A 21,430-nucleotide genomic window follows, 5' to 3' on the forward strand; every position below is an offset into this window, starting at 1 on the left:
TACTAACAAGTTTTGGGGCATAAGCTTGTTAGGGATTTAAGAAAACTCAGCATATTTATTATTAAGCTACTCGTTATCCAGCTCTCGACCCTCTGAATAATCAACTCACTCTTGAGCTTTTATTAGAAAATGCCAGTAAGTTAGTATCAAATAAAAAACCTCTTCCCACACAAAGTAAGAAGAGGTTTTACTGCCTTTCGGCAGGAGTATCAAAATCGACTTTTAAGTCACGATTTTCGCGTGTTTTAGCTGCCTATGATGTCATTTATGCAGGCTTATGCTTTGAGCAACAGTTACTCATGACCCCAAGGCGTTGGCGGTAATGCCACTGGCTTAGTTAAGTCAAAATCGACTCTAAAATCACGGTTTTCACGTGTTAAACGATAAGTAAATACACTTGGTTCAATATACATGTGCCACACGTTAGTCACCGAAGCTGTTAAACCATTTTCGTTAAAGTTATCAATCGACTCTTGGTCAACAGGAAATGATTGCTGTGTAGCAGTGCCCATATCTGCAGTATCACCGCCGTACATAGTCACTTTGTCTTCAGTGCCATCTTCATGGCGATGATCATGCTTTAAGCGCAAGCCAGTCTCTGTTTTAGTAATAACCCAAGTACGCGAGTGATCATCACCCACATGAAATGGGATTTTAAGTTCTGTATTGCTGCATTCACGCACATGCATAACCAATGCTTTGTTGCTGAATGCTGAGTCAGCTTCATTGCCAGCGGTCACTTCACCTGCGAACGCTTTACCGCAATGGGCAGCAATGGCATCAAAATATTGATGTTGCGGGTTTTCTTTAGGGGCATGAGCCATAGCCATCGCAGGCACCATGCTGCTGATTACACCAGCGACCAATATTTTTTTCATTATTATTCCTTTTGGTATCGATCAATTAACTTTTATTAACACACCACAGTAACAGTGATTGTTTAATTTAACCTGAAAAAAAACCGCCTGCAAAGACGGTTTTTTATATGAGACTCATGACTAGCTATCAGGCTTTATTTCGCTTTAGCTGGTCGTTTACCTTGCTTATGGCTGGAGTTAGCGCCATTGTTAGCCCCTTTTGATGGGCCTGAACTTTTAGATCCGAATGGCTTTTTCTTTTGCGACCATCCCGTTTTTGCTTTGCCCGCAGTGTTATCTTTACCATGACCTTCACCAGCAGCTTTGGCTTTATTCGCAGCGGTTGGCTTTTTACCTGATGACTTTCTATCATCAAACTGATTACCTGAGAAGCGAGTGAAAGCTTTTTTACTGCCATCATTCTTACCGCCACCTTTACCATTTCGATAACTTTGACGTTCATTGCGCGACTCTGGCGGTACGATATGCTGCACGCCATTACCAATTAAGTGCTCTTTGCCCATAGCAACCAGCGCTTCACGAATAAGTGGCCAACCTGCTGGGTCGTGATAACGCAGTAATGCTTTATGTAAGCGACGTTGACGACCCTTTTTAGGCACGGTGACTTCTTCACTGGTATGTTTTACGTTTTTGAGCGAGTTCAGCTCAGTATGATAAATCGTAGTGGCATTCGCCATTGGCGATGGGTAGAAGTTTTGTACTTGATCAAGTTTGAATTTCTCTGATTTCAGCCAAAGCGCCAAGTTCAACATATCTTCATCAGTTGTACCTGGATGCGCCGAAATAAAATACGGGATCAGGTACTGTTTTTTACCCGCTTCTTTCGAGTAAAAATCAAATAACTCTTTGAATTTATGATAACTGCCCATACCCGGCTTCATCATCTTACTTAATGGGCCATCTTCGGTATGCTCAGGAGCAATTTTTAAATAACCACCCACATGATGTTTGGCTAACTCTTTAACGTAGCGCGGATCTTCAGTGGCTAAATCGTAACGCACACCAGATGCAATTAAGACCTTTTTAATCCCAGGGACATCACGAGCTGCGCGGTATAAATCAATGGTGTGTTTATGGTCTGTACCTAAATGGCCGCAAATACTCGGATAAACACAAGATAAACGACGACACGTGGTTTCAGCCTTAACACTGGTACAGCCCAAACGATACATGTTGGCTGTAGGGCCGCCTAAGTCAGAAATAACCCCGGTAAAACCTGGCACTTTTTCTTGAATATCTTTGATTTCTTTGATGATTGACTCTTGCGAGCGGCTTTGAATAATCCGTCCTTCATGCTCTGTAATAGAACAGAATGAACAGCCACCAAAACAACCTCGCATAATGTTAATCGAGGTTTTAATCATGTCATAAGCTGGAATGACCGCTTTACCATAACTTGGATGCGGCACACGCTGATACGGTAAATCAAATACCGCATCCATTTCATCAGTATTTAATGGCCATGCTGGCGGGTTTACCCATACTGAGCGGTTGCCTTGAGCTTGGAATAATGCCCGAGCACAACCTGGGTTTTGCTCTTGATGTAAAATACGCGAAGCATGGGCATACAAAAATTTATCGTCAGCCACTTTTTCATATGCTGGCAGCAACACATAGGTTTTTTCCCATGGCTTTGGTCTTGCAGGCTGCACACTGATGGCTTTAGGCGCATCATTGTCAAAAATTTTCTTATCTGTTGGGCCAGAAAGCTTTTCACAACCCACATCATCCGCGCCATAGGGGTTAGGAATTGGATCGATTTTATGCAGTTGGTCGAGCTTGCGAGAATCCATGCCTTTCCAGCCCGGCAATGGCTCGTGACGAATGACGGCTGTACCACGAATGTCGTGTAAATCGGCCATTTTCTCGCCGTTAGCAATGCGATGAGCCACTTCCACCAGCGGACGCTCTGCATTACCGTATATCAAGATATCGGCTTTGGCATCAAAGATGACACTACGACGCACTTTGTCAGACCAATAATCATAATGGGCGATACGGCGCAAGCTTGCCTCAATACCACCAATTACTACTGGCACTTCTTTAAAGGCTTCTTTACAGCGCTGGGTGTAAACAGTCACTGCGCGATCTGGACGTTTACCGCCTTCATCATTTGGGGTGTAAGCATCATCACTGCGAATACGGCGATCGGCAGTGTAACGGTTAATCATCGAGTCCATGTTGCCTGCGGTAACACCGAAAAATAAATTCGGGCGGCCTAGCTTCATAAAGTCGTTTTTATTCGACCAGTCAGGCTGACAAATAATACCAACACGGAAACCTTGGGCTTCAAGCATACGGCCAATAACAGCCATACCAAAGCTTGGATGGTCGACATAAGCGTCGCCGCTGACAATGATAATGTCGCAACTATCCCAACCAAGTTGATCCATCTCTTTTCGAGACATAGGAAGAAACGGCGCCGTGCCATAGCATTCGGCCCAGTATCTTGGGTAATTAAATAACGTGGATTCAACTTGCATGAGATTTGCCTACATTAAAACATCATCAATCTGGTGAGTTGCACTACATCAAGTTTAGTTCAACTCACCCAACTTTTTTCTGGAGGCGGAGTATAGCAGTTACGCCACAGCAAGTGTGACTAAAAAAACACCAATTATGGTGTTTTTGTTGTTTTAGGATAATAATATAACCTTATTAAAAACAATGACTTTATAAATTTTGCAGCTTAACTATCTTATAAACCGATAAAAAAACCAATATTTACAATCGCTAAGCCGATAGTCACCACCCAAGTCAGTAAAACACCCCAGATCCGTCCAAAATGCACGCCGCCTTTTCCTGCTGTCAGTCCGATAGCATGTAATAACCGCGCCACAATCCAAACCGTACCAAAACAATGTAATAGTGCCGCAGACAAACCGTTATATTCTGCCAGCAAGAACAAAATCAGCACCATAGGTGCGTTTTCAAGTAGGTTCTCGTGTACTCGTTTTGCTAAGGCTAAATCGCTATTGCCACCAGTGCCGATACCGACTTTGTTAAGTCGTCTTTGTTTAATCACTCGTATCGATAGCCCAATGGCTAATAACGCTGTGATACTTGCGTAAAAGCCTGAAATCATCAATGACATGTTCGATATTTCCTTATTGTTATTTTTTACAGCATAAAGCCATTTAGTGACTACAATGGAGTATTCATTCTATACAGATTGAGCCAAAATGGAATTATCACATTTTTAACAAAGATTTGATGATTTGATGATTTGAAGGTATTCAGCCACCCCCATTTCGGTTACTATTCGCGCCAATGACCCACTACCGATGTTAACTAGAGTGACCAACGCCAAATGAACGATGACAACTTCATTGAAAAACGCAGATTTATCATAAGATTAGGCAAAGCGCTGCACAAGTTTGGTACCCCAGCTTATCGGTTAGAATCTCATCTTCAAACCGTGTCTTCTACACTGGGAATTGAGGGTTATTTTTTAATATCGCCAACCTCTATGACATTCGTACTCCAACATGACACCGAGCAAGAATATAATCATGTTGCGCGAGTGAAACCTGGCGACTTGGATTTAGGCTCTTTGGCACGTACGTTCGATTTAGTTGAAGAACTCAGCACGGGTCAACGCACACTGTCTGAAGCATTAGACCGATTAGAAGAAATCAGCAATAAACCTAATCCATATGGTCATGGACTTACCCTAATGTCATTTGGCATTAGTGCGGGTGCTTTTGCCATGCTGATGGATACCAGCTGGAATGACGTATTTTGGTCAGGCATGCTCGGATTACTTGTTTACGGTTTGGTTTTTTGGGCTGAAAGATCTAAGCGTGTTGCAGAAATGCTCGAACCGTTAGCCGCGGTTGTTTGTGCAATTTTAACCTGCGGCATTGCTGCTGTGATTGACCCCAGCATCAATATTCCGGTGGTGATTTTATCTGGCATCATTATTTTTGTGCCCGGTTTAGCGTTAACACTCGGTCTTGCTGAGCTTGCTGCTCGCGATTTAATATCAGGAACCGCGCGCATCATGGATGCGATAATGCTGTTATTTAAACTGTATTTTGGCGCCGTCCTTGGAATGACACTGGGTAAAGTAATGTTCGGCGAATCGGTATATATTGAACCAGACGCCTTGCCTCGCTACGCCTCTTGGGCGGCTGTTCCGCTATTATCAATGGCATTAGTTATCATCTTTAAAGCACGCATAAAAGATTCACCATGGGGCATTTGCGCTGGTATCGTGGCGTATTTTTCAGCCATGTTAGGTGGCCTTTATTTAGGCGAATCTATTGGTATTTTTGTAGGTGCATTGGCCGTTGGTATTTATTCAAACCTTTATGCTCGTTGGATGAAAGCGCCAGTTTCTATCGCCCTGCTTCAAGGTATCGTTATCTTAGTGCCCGGAAGTAAAACCTATATAGGCTTAAATACGATGATTTCGGGTGAAACCATGCTGGATCAAGCGCATATTGGTACCCAAGTCTTCTTAATTTTCATGTCCTTGATCGCAGGGCTGATTTTTGCCAACGTTATCGTGCCACCGAGAAGAAGCTTGTAACTTAACGGTTAGCGCTTGATCATAAAGGGAGCATTTAGCTCCCTTTTTTTTGTTTAAGCACAATAGTCATCTCTAGTTGCCGCTAAAAATAACGCCCTTCACTAATACTATTTGTTGTACCCAACGGTTACACCCACCCTAAATAATTAGTAAAAATCATTTATTTTCAGCAATTTAAATAAAATCGTTTCTTTGTTTATCAATCTATATTACCTTGTGCGCCGCTAGGAAAGCATGTGGCCCGACTATGACGTTAGGCTGCATTTAGGTTTATGGATGAATAACCTTTTTTTGACTTCACCATTGCCTATCTTGCTTGAATTACCTAGCGACAATAAATCAAATAAAGGAATGATTGATGAAAAACGTTACAGCTTTAGCACTTTTAACTAGCTTATTCGCATTACCTGCTATGGCAGCTCAAGATGCACCATTTCAACATGAAGCGGGTCTTAAATACTCTGCTAATTCTGAAGAATTCGGCGACGGTACTTGGAATGCAAACTACCGCTACTACGTGGCACCAGTATCTCAAGATAATGGTCCTTATGCGCTAAACGGCTTCCTAGCTCAAACGACAAATATTGGCGCAAACTACTCAATGTTTGATGCTGCTGACACTGACACATTCGGTATTGATGGTACTTATGTGTTTGACAATAACTGGTTTGTTGGTGGTGAATACCAACGCTTTGAAGTCGGTGACTTCAGTGGCAACCTTTATAAGCTTGATGCTGGTTATTACTTCAACGACAGCTCAAAAGTAGCTGCATTTTACGTTGATGGCAGCGATAATTTCGAATCTGTCTATGGTCTTGAAGTTCGTAGTTTCCTTGCGCTTGAAAGCACTTCAGGTATCGATTTAGGCGCGATGTGGACTCACACAGATAACGACGATATTTTCAATGTAAATGCTGACTGGTATGTGACTAAAGCATGGTCTGTTGGCGCTGGATATGAAGATGATGGCTTTGATGATAACTTTGCACTAAAAACAGCTTACTGGTTACGTATGTCAGATTCTTTCTCTGCAACGTTTGAACTATCAAAAGTACTTGATTCTGATGCTGATGGTTTCGGCGCTGGTATCGGTATTGTAGGTCGTTTCTAAACATTAATTGCAATCTTAACAATGGATGATGATCATCGTCCATGGTGACCCCTTCTAAAAGGAGCCCTGATGAGGCTCCTTTTTTACGTTTACAATACGGATGATAAAGTTCATCGCTGCGCAGCTTTAATCAAAAAGCGCTAGGGCCAGCTGACCTTTGCAGGTTGAGCTTTGCTGGTTATTTTTTGTTCGAAACAAAACAAGTTAAGCGCGTTGAGTGTATTTCTGCCTAACAATCTAAACACTCTTTGTTCGCAAGAATTAACTCAACCAAGCATAATCCGTTTATAGCCGCCCCTTCAGGCAGCGTTTGTTGCTCATTTTATTACCTTATAGGCTTTTTCTGTAGCATGACTACACCACACAGCTTTAGCCAGTCTAAGTGAACAACAGCTCGCAGCAAAAACAATCTTGAAGGATCTACAACCCGTAATTATTATTGTAAAAAATCAGCGAAACTTTGAATACCCGCCATACTTGTTAAAGGTAAATAATTTCAAGGTTCAAGATTAAACCTCTATTTACTCAATAGCTTAATTAGCATCACCTTTAATAATAATTGGGTAGGTATTAATAATAAAAACAAAACAAATAGCGATAAATTTATCTCAATGCGCACTGAGACTTATCGTTGTCAGCATACTCCTTCTGCCCATTCATACGGCAAATGCTAACCAGCAGCCAAAAGCAGAAAAAGCGGTAGCTGAAAAAAACCAACAAGCCCCTATGACAGTCGATAACATTGTCGTGGTCAGTAATGCTATTTTCGATGAAACCGATCCCGATGCTTTTTTTATCCATCACTGGGCTAATTGGCTACACATTAATACCACTGAACCCACTATCTTAGACAAACTCACTTTTGAAGAAGGTGATGTTGTCAGCGAGAAAACCTTTGCAGAATCCCAACGCCTATTACGCGCTGAACCATATTTACGTGACGCCAAAATATATACTTCGAAAAAAGCCCCTGATGCCGATACTCACGAACAAACTGTGGTTGTCGAAACCTGGGATAACTGGTCTTTACTCCCCACTTTTAGCTTAAGCTCTAGCGGCGGTGAAACTAAATATTCAGTAGGGATAAAAGAAGATAACCTCATGGGACTGGGGATTAAAACGCGCCTAAAATATCAATCAAATGCTGATAGAACCGGTTATAAATTTGGTGTTAGCGCGCCCCTTAAAGTCATTAAACACGCCACTGTTTCAGCCAATATTTATGATAATAGTGACGGTCAAGCAGTGCATCTTTATTTTAATAAGCCATTTTATTCGCTAGATAGTCAAAATCAGTATTTTGCTGAGTATTTAACAGACCAAAGACTCGATACCCTAAGGCAAAATGGCGAAGACATTAATGAATTTGAACATAATGTTGATTATGCCGCTCTATCTTATGGTTGGCTGTTAAATAAAACTGAAGCAGACTTATCAAGGATCACCCTAGGTATCACCCAAGATAAGCATCAATTTGCCCCCAGTGACACTTTTCCAAATGGCGCTTTACCTCAGGACCGCGACTTTATTTATCCTTGGCTTGGGTTTGAATACCTACAAGATGATTATCATGTATTTACTAATATCCATCTTATTAATAACAACGAAGACTTTAACCTAGGCTGGCGCCATTATGCACGGCTTGGGATTGAGACTAACGATGTCGATGAAAACTCCTCTGTAGGCTACCATCTGAATATGAGTTCTAGCAGGGGGTATCAACAAGATAAAAACCTGCTACTCCTAAACTTTAGTGGCCAAGCCAGCTTTAACACCAGCCAAAAAGACTTTTATAACATCAGTGCACAAGCTGAATACTTTTATAAAATTCACCCCAAGTGGACAGCCTATGCCAAAACCCGTATTGCGACCTCACAAAATAACTATCTCGATAAGCCATTTGCTTTAGGTGATGACACCGGCGTACGTGGCTACCCCAATAATTATCAATACGGTGATAATCAATGGCTGGTCACTGGCGAAGTCAGATATTACCCAAACATTAATTTGTATCAGCTAGCCGAATTAGGCTGGGCAACTTTCGTGGACATGGGGCATGCCTTTGGCGGAACAGATGCAAACAATGAAGTCACGACTCCCATTGGCAGTGTTGGGATTGGTGCTCGGATATATTCTTCTAAATCGAGTTACGGCAGTGTTGGCCATATTGATTTAGCGGTGCCTTTTACCAACGGCGAAAATGTCGATGATTGGGAATGGCGATTTCAGGTTAGAAACCGCTTCTAGGTAAACCTTTAATGCTAAATATTAAATGATAAGCGCATGCCTACTTTACACAAGTCAGCATTATAGAATGACACAAGCGTGACATGTAAAACAAAGCAGTAATTTAAAAAGAATTGCTTTCAGCTTCTAAAATAATATTGTTCATCTCACCTGATGCCATAAGCTTGTTGATTGTATTATCAATAATTGGCGCTAATTCAGCATGGTTAGGATGAATATAAATATACAAAGGATGGGTATCAGTTACCGCTGACAACTCAACAAAATTATCAGCTCTCATTGCGGTAATGGTGGCTTTACCATCAACATAACTACTCACAATCGCATCAACTCGCTTTCTGGTGAGCAAGTTCACAAGTTGCTGTGGCGTTGAAGCTTTAATCACACTTTTTGCCTCAATAGCTAAGTTTTGGCTATGTTTAACGCCTTCTAACACCCCTATCGTCAGCCCCTTTAAATCTGCGGAGGTTTGAACGTTAATGTCACTTCCTGTTCGAACATACACTGCCGTTTTAACACTGTAATAAGATGTAGGTACTCTAATAAAGGTGGGATGTTCTTCACCGTAACTCCACACTCGCATCACTTCACCTACAGCCTGTGAAGCAACCATACTGCGCTCAGCACGAGGTGCAGGTAGCATTTCAACATCGCAATTTAATTGTTGTTCAATGCACAACTGTTGAAAAACTAACTTACCGATATTTTGAATAGAAGAGCCTTCAACTCCTACAAAATGATAGTCCTCAGCCACCGTTTGTTGGCTCAAGATTATCATTGGCAACGTTAGTATGATTTTACTCACTATAGATTTAGTAGCTTGAGCAAGATTCAATATTGAACTCAAAATGGCAAATGTGGATTTTAAGACCTTATAAGTAAATGATGTTTTAGCTAACAATGTGAACTCCAATTCCATTCTTATTAGTATAATTTTATATTGAACTGAATAAATAGTAGATACGCATCTATATAGCGTAGTTTATGGAAATTAAATTGCAGCAACTTCCACTAATTAAATCTAACCATAGATTATGGCTGATAATAACAAAAAAGCCACATATGCAATGTGGCTTCATCTGATATCCCACACAGACAGAGTGAGTGAGTGAAATATCTTAATCAATTAGTCTTCTTCAGAAAACGACTCAATTTTCGCTCTAACCTGTTGCTCTTGTTCTTTACTTTCGATGCGATAAATTTTCTTTATCTGGGTTTTAGATCTTGGCTCTGAACCTGTTGAAACGCTATCAAACCCCGTAGAGACTTTACCCATTCTTGACGAGACCACTAAAGCTTGAGCAAACTTCAAATTACTATCAACACCATTTAATACTATTAAGTATGTTTCCCGAGGCCGACTATCAACAAACACGGTGCGATTATCCATAGTGCGCCAACCATCCATACGAAAATTATCGATTGAATTGACTTCAACCAGCTCATCAAATTGATAAAGCGCAGCTTTCTTTTGTGCTGACTCAGATGCTGTACAGGCTGTCAGTAGCAGCATTGAGCAGATAAGTATTAATCTTTTAATCATAAACATCCCCTTTCACCTTAATCGACTTAATTAGCCATCACCATGCTCTAACGTTATGACATTTATATGAAAATAAACAATAGCACCTTTAATATATATTTGAGTATAGTGAAAAAAGATCACTCAATGCACTTTTAAGAAGTTAATGCGATTACATCATTCCATAACTAGATTTTTAATGATGTATTGAGTTGAATTCCTGTATCCGACTAAGTGCCAAGTCAATGATATAAAATCTTTGATATCAAGTCGCTGACATAAAAACAGCCAAGCTTTTTCAAGTAAGTATTCAAAACCTTAGAAATAAAAAAAACCGCATCAAAAGATGCGGTTTGGTAACAAGTTTATGCCTCTTAGATTCGGTTTATTTTGACGCTTTTTTACGTCTAAAGCCTAATAAACCTGCTAATAGGATAAATCCTCCCATTGCACCACCACTTGAATCTGAACCTGATTCAGGCTCTGGTGTCGGTGCAATCACCTCAGCCGTGATGGCAATATTAGCCACTGCCGCTACTGCGGTTTTATTACCGTTACTCACCACTAGCTCAATTACTGCCGTACCGTCAGCATCAACGGCAGGTAGCGTTAGCTCAGTTTCCATCGCTGTTGCATCAGCAAAGGTTACCACAGGGCCAGAAACTTGAGTCCAAGTGTAAATCAGCTCGTCGTCAGTATTTGGTGCTGTACTACCAGCAGCAGTTAATGTCACGCTAGTAGACTCATCAGCGGTTAATGACACCGAAGTGGCACCATTAATCATGGCAACAGGGATCCCTTCAAGCATCACTGGCGCAAGCTCATCAGATAAGCTTAGCTCTCCTACCTGATGAGACACGTTAAACGTTAATGCTTGCGACATCACAATGGCTTGAGTATCAAAAGCTACAACAATCGTTTGCCCAGCTTCATTCGCTGCTTGAACCATTTCCCAGCTGATCATATCACCTTCAAGTGTTCCTTCATGGCTATCACTATCAATACTTAACCCTTGTGGAATGGTTGCTGACACAGTAATGGTACGCTCTTCATCAGTGATATTATCTGTTAAGGCAATAGATAAAGTGACGATATCACCTGTATCGGCAGCATCAACATCAATACTACTAAAAGCAAAACTTGGAGTGCGATAAAGCTCAATAGGCATTAAACCGATATTGTCTTTCACATCTACACCAGTACCTAACTCCAATACCGTAGTATATAAGGTGTCTGACTTTAACGGCTTATTCCAATTTAGCACCAGTTCAATATCTTCATTACTACCGACTTCCGACTTATAATCTACTGTCAACGCGCCATCATCTTTACCAATGATTGCAAGCTCTAAAATCATTTCATCTTCAACATCTGAAGGTGCTGAAAAGTCACCGAAGTTATGCACTGTTACGTAATATGAACCTGGCTCTGGATCATTAATCTCACACACTTCATAAGCTGTTTCTGTTGCACTCATACATATCAGAGGGTCCATCTCTAATGCATTATCAGGACGGCCGTTATAGTTACTATCTCGACCAATATACATATCTAAATCTGGTGAGCTAGTATGCTTTACTCTTGCCACAATACGTTTAGTATTTGGGGTCACATTAATTAACTGAGAATAATATTTACTAGGGTCATTATAGACATTAGTTGGCCAGTATGAGTTATCACTGTCATCACGCGGAATGGTCGTTTCAATCACTTCCACTTCAGCTAATTCAAATACACCTACCTGTAAATCACTTGATCCAACGGTAGTAATTCCTGAGATTTCTGCACTGCCATTATCTTTTGCTGTTGATAATTGCACATCGCTTGGGAAACTCCCTGCAACAAAGCTACCAATAATCGGCATTTTTGAGGGTGTTAAACCATTATCGCTTGGGGTTAATACTAAATGCCCCATGCCATATTCTGATGCGTAGCCATTACCAATAGATGCTGTCACATCGAGAGTAATACTTTCACCCGCTGCCAATGTAAAGCTACTTGGTGTAGCGCTTACTGACATACCCGTTGTATCAGAAGAACCAGTCACAGCCCAAGTTGAGTCTGCAGTTGCTGTAAAGGTACGAGTCCAATTACATTCCATCATGCATTCATTTTGTAATGCAGATGCTATGTTCATGTCTTCAGGGACACCGTCTAAGCCAGGGTTTGCATTAAGGTAATCGTCATGAGACATGTCCATTAATAAACCGGCATTTAGCGCAGCATTAATACGTGCACTACCTGCTCCAGCAACGAAGAAGTCAGAAGGGGTCACGCCATCTTCTAGTAAAGTATCGGTTTCAGCACTGAGCATTAGCGCTGACTGAGCCTGCGCAGGTGTCCATTCAGGTCGCAATGCGGCAATCAAGGCATAAGCGCCAGTAATATGTGGTGTCGCCATTGATGTACCATCCATGAAGGTGAATGGTGATTCGTTTTTATTAGCGTCGTCATGCCAAGGCTGGTATTCAGTATTAGCCGCATAAATTGCCACACCAGGCGCTGCAATATGTGGCGTTAACCAACGATTCATAATTGATTCTGGACCGCGAGATGTAAACGAAGCGGCAATATCGGCTTTAGAAGGATCTTTTTCCATCACTGATGCACCAATGGTGGCGGTGTGGTCACTACCTAGTGCTAACCAATCCATGAGCGACTGACCCTGGTCAATATCCAGATGAATCGCGGGTAATACATGTAAATCTGCATCAACGGTTTCATCAACACTGGTGACATTAACAAGCACTAACCCACTTGCACCACCAGCAAGCACATTTGTTCCCTTACTCACTCGAGCAATTTCACCACGTTCACATACAACAATTTGATCTGAGAATGTGCCTGCATCAAATGGCTCAAGACAACCCGCATCCCCAAAATCACCAGCAAACACAATATCCCCTGATATTCCGCTAGTCGCTCCTTTACCTGATAGTGCTTCTAAGTCGTAATCTCCTCCTGTAAGGGTGACGTCCTTGTCTGTGAAGTTACGATCATGGGTATAAGCCGCTACGGTGGTTAACCACGGAGCATTACCCGGAGAGCCAACAGTTTCAGCGCCAGGGCCGTCATTGCCCGCTGCCACAGCAACATGAATGCCCGCTTCACGTGCTGCTAGAAATGCCATTGCATCGCTATCATTCCATGGATCGCTTGCGCCGCCACCGATTGAATAGTTAATGGCTTTTACACCATGCTCAATTGCATGCTCTACGGCATCAGCAGTGATGTCAGTCCAACAACTACCATCAGCCACACACACCTGATATGAAATAATATTTGCATGAGGAGCAACACCACTGATTTCGCCTAGGCTAAATTCTGCTTCCTCGCCGACAGCATTAAACACTGGGACATTTTTAACCACATTACCAGCTGTGGTTGATGCTACATGAGAGCCATGCCCGTTATGATCTATGGCAATTAAATCGTCACCTTCAGGGGTATAATCAGCAAGAAGTTCAGGATGCCCCCAAATGCCGATGAGCTTGTCATTACAATAATGTGCTAACTCTGACTTGGCACAATCACCGGTGTAAACTCCTTCGCCTAATGGATTAGTGTGGTCATAACCATCTGCACCAACGTCAGCAAATGAAGGATGCATTGCATTAATACCGGTATCAAAAATCGCTACTGTGATACCTTCACCCATGCTGCTAACACCAGTTGCAGTGCCATCCCATGCACTTGGTGCTTCAATATGTGACGGGCCGCTATCTGTATTGATGTGACGTAATTCGACTTTTTTAACGCTTTTAATCCCAGCAACTGAAGCAAGCGTTTGTGCTTCTTTATCTGATAGTTCAGTACTAAACCCATTTAAGGCAATTTGGTATTCACTTTTAATTTCGATTTGACGATTGAGTCGTGACTTGGCTTGAGCAAGCGTTTGTTGTCTTTGGCTTTTTAAATACTGAATATAGTTCTGGCTGGCGGCACTGTTAATATTTAATACGCCATTACCTTTACGGCTATTAGTTGGATTACTTAGCAAGCTCGTCGCCGCTAAATTATCAACATCACCACGGTATGTTGCCAATGGCTGATCATCTAAAAGCACAATATAAAGATTTTCAATATTACGCTTACTTGTTGTAGCTAAGCGCAGATTAGTTACATTTCCATCCGTATCCAAGCCTCGAGTATCAATAACATTGGCATTGATGCTAGGGGCGAAAGCTAAAGATAATGCAGCGGCTATTAAGCTCTTTTTATAAATCGACGTCACAATGTCTTCCTCGTTATCATTATTATTTATCTCACAAACCGACCGCGGATAATCTTGAGTGTTAGCCTGCAAATTGGAATGTTGTTGTTTGCTATACCTTGATACTCGATTGATTTATTGCGAGGCAAATATACGGCGACTATTCGATTTCATTTAAGCTTCAATTTTCTTTCAATTCCTTTTTTTTCATGCAGTTACAAACCACACTTGTATCCATATGTATCAAACTATCACTAAAAAAAGTCATTATGGCTCCTAACACAAAAATATGACAATTATCTGGTAACTCATCAAAGAAACCTCAAAAAATGCAATCTGTATCTTATTGTTTTAAAAGCAATTGAAAGTTTTATGAAACATAAAAGAAACAAAATCAACAGCGTTTAACTTGTGGTTTAGCTGCAATTGAATGAAAACCTTATGTACGAGTGTTGAGCAGGACTGTTCTGACTTAACTCGCCGAGGAAGCAAGAGGCTACTCAAGCAAAAAAATAATAAAACGATTAAACGTTAACTTTGAAGGGAAACCCTATGTCATTTAAGAAGTCAAAACTCGCAAGCTGTATCGCGCTAGCAGCATTAGCACCTACTGCAGTCTATGCCGCCACACAAACAGATACCTTAACTGCATTTTCAAGTTCTGTAGCACAAACCCAAAACGCCACTCTATTTGTTTACCTGTCAGAACAGGGTTCATTGACTAAGGCAACGATCAATAACAAACAAAAATTTGCTGCATCTTTAAAGCACATCGAAACCAATCAACAAGCAATAATTAACGATATAAAAGCGCTTGATGGCAACATTAAAACACTACCTGGCTCAAAGCTTGTCAGTAATTTCATTCGAGTTCAGGCAGACAGCAGCTACATCGAAAAAATTAAGAAAATGCCAGGTGTTCAAGCGGTTGTCGTTGCAGCCTCTCCTATTCAAGTTCCTCGAAATGCCCTTAAAACAGCCAACACTGCAAAACCAGCAACAGATTCAATTAAAGCACCTGCATTATCAGATGATTTGACCGCTGGCGAAGGCGTTAAAGTCGCCATTATTGGTAGTGGTGTGGATTATACTCACACATCATTAGGCGGCGATGGCACGGTTGAAACTTATGCCACCGCGATGGAAAACTCGATCAATGCTTTTGATGGTTTTCCAACAGAGGTCGTGGTTGAAGGTATGGATTTAGCCAGTGATGCAGGCTGGGGAGTTGACCCAAACCCAATTGATCAAAATGTTTATTTTACACGTGATTATGATGGTGCAACTCACAATACGGGCCACGGCACACGTCTAGCGAGTGTGGTACATGCCTTAGCACCAGCTGCAAAGATAGCAGCTTATAAAACCTCTAACGTGTCAGACCCATACGGTTATGGATATAGCCTTGCAGCAGAAAGCTCAAGCAGCTTTATGATGGCATTAGAATACGCTTTAGATCCAAACCAAGATGGCAGTTTTGATGACAGAGCCGACATCATTGTCGTTGATGCCCTCGGCGGTAATGCATTCTATGCCGAGCATGATGATGGCGTTTCTAGCGCTGTGATTGAAGCATATGCTATTCAAATGGCCTCAGCATTAGGCAGTTTAGTCGTGGTTAATGCTGGTAACGGCGGAGAGTGGTACGACAATAACTTCAATATGACATGGCGTGGCGCGGCACCTAGTGCCCTAAGTGTTGGCGGTATCACAGCTGACGCTGAAGACAATATGATGGTGACTGAGAAAACACCTTATGGCCCTGTGCGTGGAGCAACCAATTACACTAAACCTGATATGGTCAGTTATGCTGAAAACATCGACGTGGCTGTTGTCGGTGGCGGTGATGAGATGGACACCGAGTCTGACACCGTCATGGCTGCTGCACGAGTGGCTGCTGCCGCTGCGATACTAAAATCTAAACGCCCTGAATTATCAATGATTGAAATCAAAGCTTTATTGATGAACACGGCCAACAACGCGGTAATGGATCGTAATGACAAGCAAGGTGAAATTACCCTCATAGGTAGCGGTGTCGAGAACATTGACGCTGCATTAATGTCAAATGCCGTAGCTTGGGAGAAAGGTAGCTATCAGCCGAATTTAAATTTTGGCTTCCACGAAGGCACTGGTACTCAGCGCTTCATGAAAGAAGTGCAACTTAAAAACTTATCAGAAGAAACCGTCACCTATGATGTTGCTTTAAATAGCATAGAGAAAAGTGGCACTCCTGCTCTAACATGGGAATACCCTTCAACCATCAGCGTACCAGCAGGTCAAACTGTTGTATTCCCAGTGACCATGGTGGTTAATTTTGACCAACTTGAAAACTGGCCAATGAAAATGGGTACAGACTTAACCATAGAAAATTGGCAGGCGATTGAACTATCGGGTCAATTACAATTAACCGCAGATGAAGTGCCGACGATTGCCATTAGCTGGTTAGCCAAGCCACGTAACAGCAGTAAAATAGCTCGTAACTTTAATACTTTTGAAGAGCACTACGGTACTGAATTAACAGCAAAATTTAGCGCAGATGCTGGCGCCCATGTTCAGCAGTTTAGTAATGACAGCACTACTGACACCACCTATGCTGTATTCCCTGCCATGTATAACCGCACACAAGTTCCTGTAGGCAAAGAAAACACCCAAGGCAACATGTTAAAAACCGTAGCAGGTGGTGTTTATGATGAAGCGATGTGTTCATCAGGTAAAAAGATGGTTGTGGCTGGTCAATTTTTTAAACCTAACGATGTCGGCATGGCAAACCACTTTGATAAAGCGGGCGTAGCACTCGTTTATTGGAGCGCTTATCAAGAACAATTTGTTATTGATCAAGGATTAGATCAAGAAGTCACTGGCGATCCATATATGTGGGATGAAGCGACCCAAGCAGCCATGAGCGGATTTATTGAAGTCGATGAAAATGGTCAACCACAATCTTGGTATATTGATTACAAGAAAGAGTATGACTGGACAGATCATTATGGTCGTTACACTAAATCGACCCTTCCGACTTATTTTACCGGCCATGGACAAAACTTTGTGGCGCAATACTGTATGGAAGAGCTTTATCACGGCGAAAACATGGCTAGCATTGAAGACTTTGATCAAAACCAAGGTTGGATATTTGGTACTGACCGTGACGCTGCAGATAGCTTAGGTGAACCTATCATCATGTTCAACCCTGTGAAATACGGTAAAACCGTAACATCTGAAGTATTTGATTGGATGACAGGTGAGATGATTGAAATCGAATCTAATGGAGGAGCCCTGCCTCTATTATCTCGCCCAGTGGAAGAAGGCGACACCAAACAATACAGCCCAATGGAAACATTAGCCCCCGGTGAAAGTATTGAACTTGGTGTGGCAAGCACCTGTAGCTTTAGCTTTGGCTTTGGCAGTGTAGGTTGTGATAACCCTGGCATGCTATTAATGAGCCTTGAAGATAACTGGGCAATGGCGACACCGGTTGGCCAAGGCAGCTACGCCTTTATTCCGCATCCTAAAGACGGTCAAATGCACACTATTGATGAAGATGCAGAAATGGGTAGCGTGGTAGCTACAATTGAGCTTGATGCTGAAAGTTTCTTTGCCAACGGTAACTTTGAAGCTGAATGGTCTCCTTACTCTATTTCTTTGGCTAAAGCGATTCCTGGGGATCCATTCACTGTGACCAATATCGGTGAGATTGTGGTCAATAACCCTGAAGCATTAGACTATGATGCTGGCAACACTAGCTATGAGTTGGAAGTGATCGGCAAGCAAGGTCAAGTTTTCACGGCAGTATCTAAAGTGATGATTAACATCAATAATGTTAATGATATTGCTCCTGTATTAAATGAAGCTATGCCTGCGGTCACTATGGCTGACCAACAAGCTGCTGAAATTGATGCATCAATGTACTTTAGCGACGCTGAAGGTGATGCATTAACATTTAGCGCCACAGGCTTACCAGAAGGTATCAGCATTGATAGCAAGACAGGTATGATTTCAGGTACCGCTGCTGCGGGTACTTATGAGGTTGTTGTCACCGCTGACGATACCGTTAATAAGACTGAAGCAAGCTTTACCATGACGATTAATGCCCCTGTAGTTGTACCAGAGCCAGAAGCGGATAATGATGATGGCGGTAGCCTAGGCTTTTTAAGCCTTAGCTTATTAGCTTTATTCGGTTTACGCCGTAGACAGAAATAATGAGTTAATTTCATCAAAGTGAATAAAAAGCGCCTCAGGGCGCTTTTTTATTCTTTAGGATACAAATTGAAACATATAATTAACATTTGATTAATAACAATTAAATCCATGTTATTAAAGGCTAAAAATAGCAAATAGTTTCATCGCCTCAAATTTAAAAACTCATTGTTTGTTTCAAAAATTAATAGATCGGTTATGTTACTCAAGGTTATTTAGTAATGCGTAAAACGCATCAATCAAATATGACGACTAAATGAAAATCAAATAAAACTTCATTTTTAGCCGCTATGACAAAATAATCCTCTGAACATAATAATAATTAGAAAATACTCAGGAGTTTATGCTGCATTCATGATTTCTCTTCCATATCAGCGATATCAAATTGGTCAATGCACTATCAACTGTTATGACATGACCATCACTTCAAATGACAATACGGTTGCGTTACCTGCAAAAGTATTCGAATTTTTGAAGTTATTGATCTTGTACCCTGAACAAACTGTCACTAAAGAACAGGCAATTGAACAGGTATGGCAAGGTAATATTGAAGTCGGAAAACGTGGCACTGGTAATGCGATTTGGCAGCTGAGGAAGTCCTTTTCTGAGCTAGGGCAACAGCCTGAACATTATTTTAAAACCGTCACTAAAGTCGGTTATCAGTTATTAATACAGCCCACCCCCATCATAAAAACGAATAGCAATGTCATTCGCGAAACCGTCGAACATAAAAAAAATGTTTTCATCGCTGTTACCGTATTAATGCTAGCCGCAATAGGCTTATTTGCGGTGCAATCAGCTGATAAACTGACCCAATCAAATACGGTAAACACGTCTATCACGCCACAGCGCATTACCAACTTTGAAGGAGTGGAAGAGCGCGCAGCGATTTCGCCAGACGGACGTTTTATGGCATTTCAATGGCGTAAAGCCAATGCAAAGGGCCACTTGTATATTAAAGATCTTGATGATGATAAAGCGCCATTGAGGCAAATTTCGATGAGTAAAGACACTGAAGGCGTACCGACTTGGTCACCTGATGGACACTCATTGGCATACATGCGCCATACTGCAGATAATCAGTGCTTCATGCATGTACGGGATTTAATTACCAACCAAGATAAACAAATAGATTCAGGTTGTATAAGTAAAGGCTATTTACACAGCCTTGAATGGTCGCCCAACGGCAAATATTTAGCATATTCAAAAGCAAAAGAAAATCGTTCAGTCATTCATCAATACCGCTTCAGCGACAACACCGTCACGGCGCTCACCTCGCCTATTGCCGGTGAACACGATTTGATGGTGACTTGGTCAGCTGACTCAAGTCAATTAGCCATCATGCGATCACAAGAAAATATGATAGCCAAAGTCATGCTCCATACTCTTAGCACCAATACAACTGAGGTCATTGCAGATAATGAAACCTTAGTCATTGGCTTAGATTGGGATCACAACAGCAATTTATTGTATTTTACTGCATTAAGAGAAGCGGCATTTATCATCCAACGCTACGACTTTGACACACAAACATTATCAAGCTTCCACCAAGATGAAACTATCAGCAGTATCACTATCAGTGAAGCCACCAATGACTTGTATTATTCGCGACATATTTCGCAGGAATTCATTACCCAGCGTTCATTGACAGATGGCAGTATCGTCAAACAACTGATTTCATCATCACGGGATTTATACGGCCAATACTTTGCCAAAACAGATGGGCTCATTTTTCTTTCTAATCGTTCAGGGGACTGGGAGTTATGGTTAAAAGAAGATAATAAAAATACCATGCTGACAGATGGAATGGGAATGGTCAGTATTCCTGCAACATCGCCCCAGAATTCAATGTATGTCGCCCCGATAAGAACCAAAGGCTTGGATTACAACGAACTGTATTTAGGCGATACCGCCAACCAAAGCTTAGTGAAAATTCCACAAGTTAAAGGTAACGTTCGTTACGCTTCTTTCTCGGTTGATGGCAGTCGCGTTTATTACTCCTCGCTGATTGATGAGCAGTGGGGGTTTTATCAATATGACTTAGCCAGTGAACAGGTAAAACTCATCCTCAATGACAACATTAAATATGCCGTTGAAGATAATAATCAAGGCATGTATTACACCTTAGACAATGTCGCAGGCATTTACTATTTAGCAGCAGGTTCAACACAGCCCATTAAGGTTAATAACACATTAAGAGCCAAAGATTGGGGCAGCTTTTTCTTCCAAAATAATGCGTTGTATTATCTTGAGCGTAGCGACGAAAATGATTTAATTAAGCGCTTAACCTCCAATGGAGAAAGCGAGATAGCGTTTAAATTACCCGCAATGAGCATTCGTAATGAGCGCAGTATTGCAGCAGCAAGCGACGATACCATCATCGTGAGCATGCAAGGGATTAATGACGCTGATATTTATCGCATACCGCTGCACTGATCCAATCCCCCAATTTAAACAGATAGTTGAAACTGATAGTTAAGACTGATAATTAAACCTGATAATTGAGGCTGACAGTTGAGACTAATAATCGAGCCTGATAATCGAGACTAATAATCGAGCCTGATAGTTGAGACTAATAATCGAGCCTGACAGTTAATGTGTTTCTATCAGTTTCATGGCTAAGATGATTTCAATTCTTTACTGACATATTCTTTTGCAATTCAATAACCTTTTCCGCCTCAAACCCAGTGCATTTTCACAACAGATTTGACACACTGTGAGGTTAAATATT

General features: G+C 41.6%; 11 protein-coding genes. 5 read left to right on the forward strand and 6 right to left on the reverse strand.

The annotated features are described in order from the left end of the window. Positions 1 to 293: 293 nt before the first annotated feature. From BCU84_RS08415 to BCU84_RS08425, 3 genes are all read right to left on the reverse strand, one after another. Positions 294 to 842, reverse strand: a complete 549-nt coding sequence (locus tag BCU84_RS08415; protein ID WP_241906393.1) for a hypothetical protein — start codon at positions 840 to 842, stop codon at positions 294 to 296. Positions 843 to 1,012: 170 nt separating this feature from the next. Next, positions 1,013 to 3,361 carry a YgiQ family radical SAM protein gene (locus BCU84_RS08420; protein ID WP_102527647.1) on the reverse strand — a complete coding sequence of 783 codons (2,349 nt, stop codon included), beginning with the start codon at positions 3,359 to 3,361 and terminating at the stop codon, positions 1,013 to 1,015. A gap of 215 nt (positions 3,362 to 3,576) precedes the next feature. Beyond that, on the reverse strand, positions 3,577 to 3,972 hold the full coding sequence (locus tag BCU84_RS08425; RefSeq protein WP_102527648.1) for an MAPEG family protein: 396 nt from the start codon (positions 3,970 to 3,972) through the stop codon (positions 3,577 to 3,579). A 216-nt stretch (positions 3,973 to 4,188) separates the two neighbouring features. Between BCU84_RS08425 and BCU84_RS08430 the strand changes: the two genes are divergently transcribed. The 3 genes from BCU84_RS08430 (at position 4,189) to BCU84_RS08440 (ending at position 8,770) form a co-directional block, all read left to right on the forward strand. Beyond that, the gene (locus BCU84_RS08430; RefSeq protein ID WP_102527649.1) at positions 4,189 to 5,412 is read left to right on the forward strand and encodes a threonine/serine exporter family protein; all 1,224 of its coding nucleotides are present in this window, start codon (positions 4,189 to 4,191) and stop codon (positions 5,410 to 5,412) included. 358 nt (positions 5,413 to 5,770) lie between these two features. Beyond that, positions 5,771 to 6,523 carry a putative porin gene (locus BCU84_RS08435; RefSeq protein ID WP_102527650.1) on the forward strand — a complete coding sequence of 251 codons (753 nt, stop codon included), beginning with the start codon at positions 5,771 to 5,773 and terminating at the stop codon, positions 6,521 to 6,523. Between the two features lie 726 nt (positions 6,524 to 7,249). Next, the gene (locus BCU84_RS08440; RefSeq protein ID WP_102527651.1) at positions 7,250 to 8,770 is read left to right on the forward strand and encodes a ShlB/FhaC/HecB family hemolysin secretion/activation protein; all 1,521 of its coding nucleotides are present in this window, start codon (positions 7,250 to 7,252) and stop codon (positions 8,768 to 8,770) included. A 103-nt stretch (positions 8,771 to 8,873) separates the two neighbouring features. Here the strand turns inward: BCU84_RS08440 and BCU84_RS08445 are convergent, their stop codons facing one another. From BCU84_RS08445 to BCU84_RS08455, 3 genes are all read right to left on the reverse strand, one after another. Further along, complete coding sequence (locus BCU84_RS08445; RefSeq protein ID WP_157936208.1) at positions 8,874 to 9,539, reverse strand: transporter substrate-binding domain-containing protein; 666 nt, start codon at positions 9,537 to 9,539, stop codon at positions 8,874 to 8,876. A 357-nt stretch (positions 9,540 to 9,896) separates the two neighbouring features. Continuing rightward, positions 9,897 to 10,313 (reverse strand): DUF6491 family protein, encoded by a 417-nt coding sequence (locus tag BCU84_RS08450; protein WP_241906390.1) that lies wholly within the window; start codon positions 10,311 to 10,313, stop codon positions 9,897 to 9,899. Between the two features lie 364 nt (positions 10,314 to 10,677). Beyond that, complete coding sequence (locus BCU84_RS08455; protein WP_133146627.1) at positions 10,678 to 14,526, reverse strand: S8 family serine peptidase; 3,849 nt, start codon at positions 14,524 to 14,526, stop codon at positions 10,678 to 10,680. Positions 14,527 to 15,057: 531 nt separating this feature from the next. Here BCU84_RS08455 and BCU84_RS08460 point away from each other — a divergent pair. Together BCU84_RS08460 and BCU84_RS08465 are read left to right on the forward strand one after the other, a co-directional pair. Further along, a complete protein-coding gene (locus tag BCU84_RS08460; protein WP_102527655.1) occupies positions 15,058 to 18,702 on the forward strand; it encodes a S8 family serine peptidase in 3,645 nt (1,214 codons plus the stop codon). A 351-nt stretch (positions 18,703 to 19,053) separates the two neighbouring features. Further along, positions 19,054 to 21,135, forward strand: coding sequence for a winged helix-turn-helix domain-containing protein (locus tag BCU84_RS08465; RefSeq protein ID WP_102527656.1), 2,082 nt, complete (start codon positions 19,054 to 19,056; stop codon positions 21,133 to 21,135). The last annotated feature ends 295 nt before the right edge of the window (positions 21,136 to 21,430 follow it).

The sequence above is a fragment of the Shewanella sp. 10N.286.51.B7 genome, assembly GCF_002873615.1.
In the GTDB taxonomy this organism is placed as follows: domain Bacteria; phylum Pseudomonadota; class Gammaproteobacteria; order Enterobacterales; family Shewanellaceae; genus Shewanella; species Shewanella electrodiphila.

What these genes read in the sequence shown, in the direction of transcription:
- BCU84_RS08415 (WP_241906393.1), bottom strand. Translation starts at nt 842, where the DNA reads ATGGTGCCTGCGATGGCTATGGCTCATGCCCCTAAAGAAAACCCGCAA.
- BCU84_RS08420 (WP_102527647.1), bottom strand. Translation starts at nt 3,361, where the DNA reads ATGCAAGTTGAATCCACGTTATTTAATTACCCAAGATACTGGGCCGAA.
- BCU84_RS08425 (WP_102527648.1), bottom strand. Translation starts at nt 3,972, where the DNA reads ATGTCATTGATGATTTCAGGCTTTTACGCAAGTATCACAGCGTTATTA.
- BCU84_RS08430 (WP_102527649.1), top strand. Translation starts at nt 4,189, where the DNA reads ATGAACGATGACAACTTCATTGAAAAACGCAGATTTATCATAAGATTA.
- BCU84_RS08435 (WP_102527650.1), top strand. Translation starts at nt 5,771, where the DNA reads ATGAAAAACGTTACAGCTTTAGCACTTTTAACTAGCTTATTCGCATTA.
- BCU84_RS08440 (WP_102527651.1), top strand. Translation starts at nt 7,250, where the DNA reads ATGACAGTCGATAACATTGTCGTGGTCAGTAATGCTATTTTCGATGAA.
- BCU84_RS08450 (WP_241906390.1), bottom strand. Translation starts at nt 10,313, where the DNA reads ATGATTAAAAGATTAATACTTATCTGCTCAATGCTGCTACTGACAGCC.
- BCU84_RS08460 (WP_102527655.1), top strand. Translation starts at nt 15,058, where the DNA reads ATGTCATTTAAGAAGTCAAAACTCGCAAGCTGTATCGCGCTAGCAGCA.
- BCU84_RS08465 (WP_102527656.1), top strand. Translation starts at nt 19,054, where the DNA reads ATGATTTCTCTTCCATATCAGCGATATCAAATTGGTCAATGCACTATC.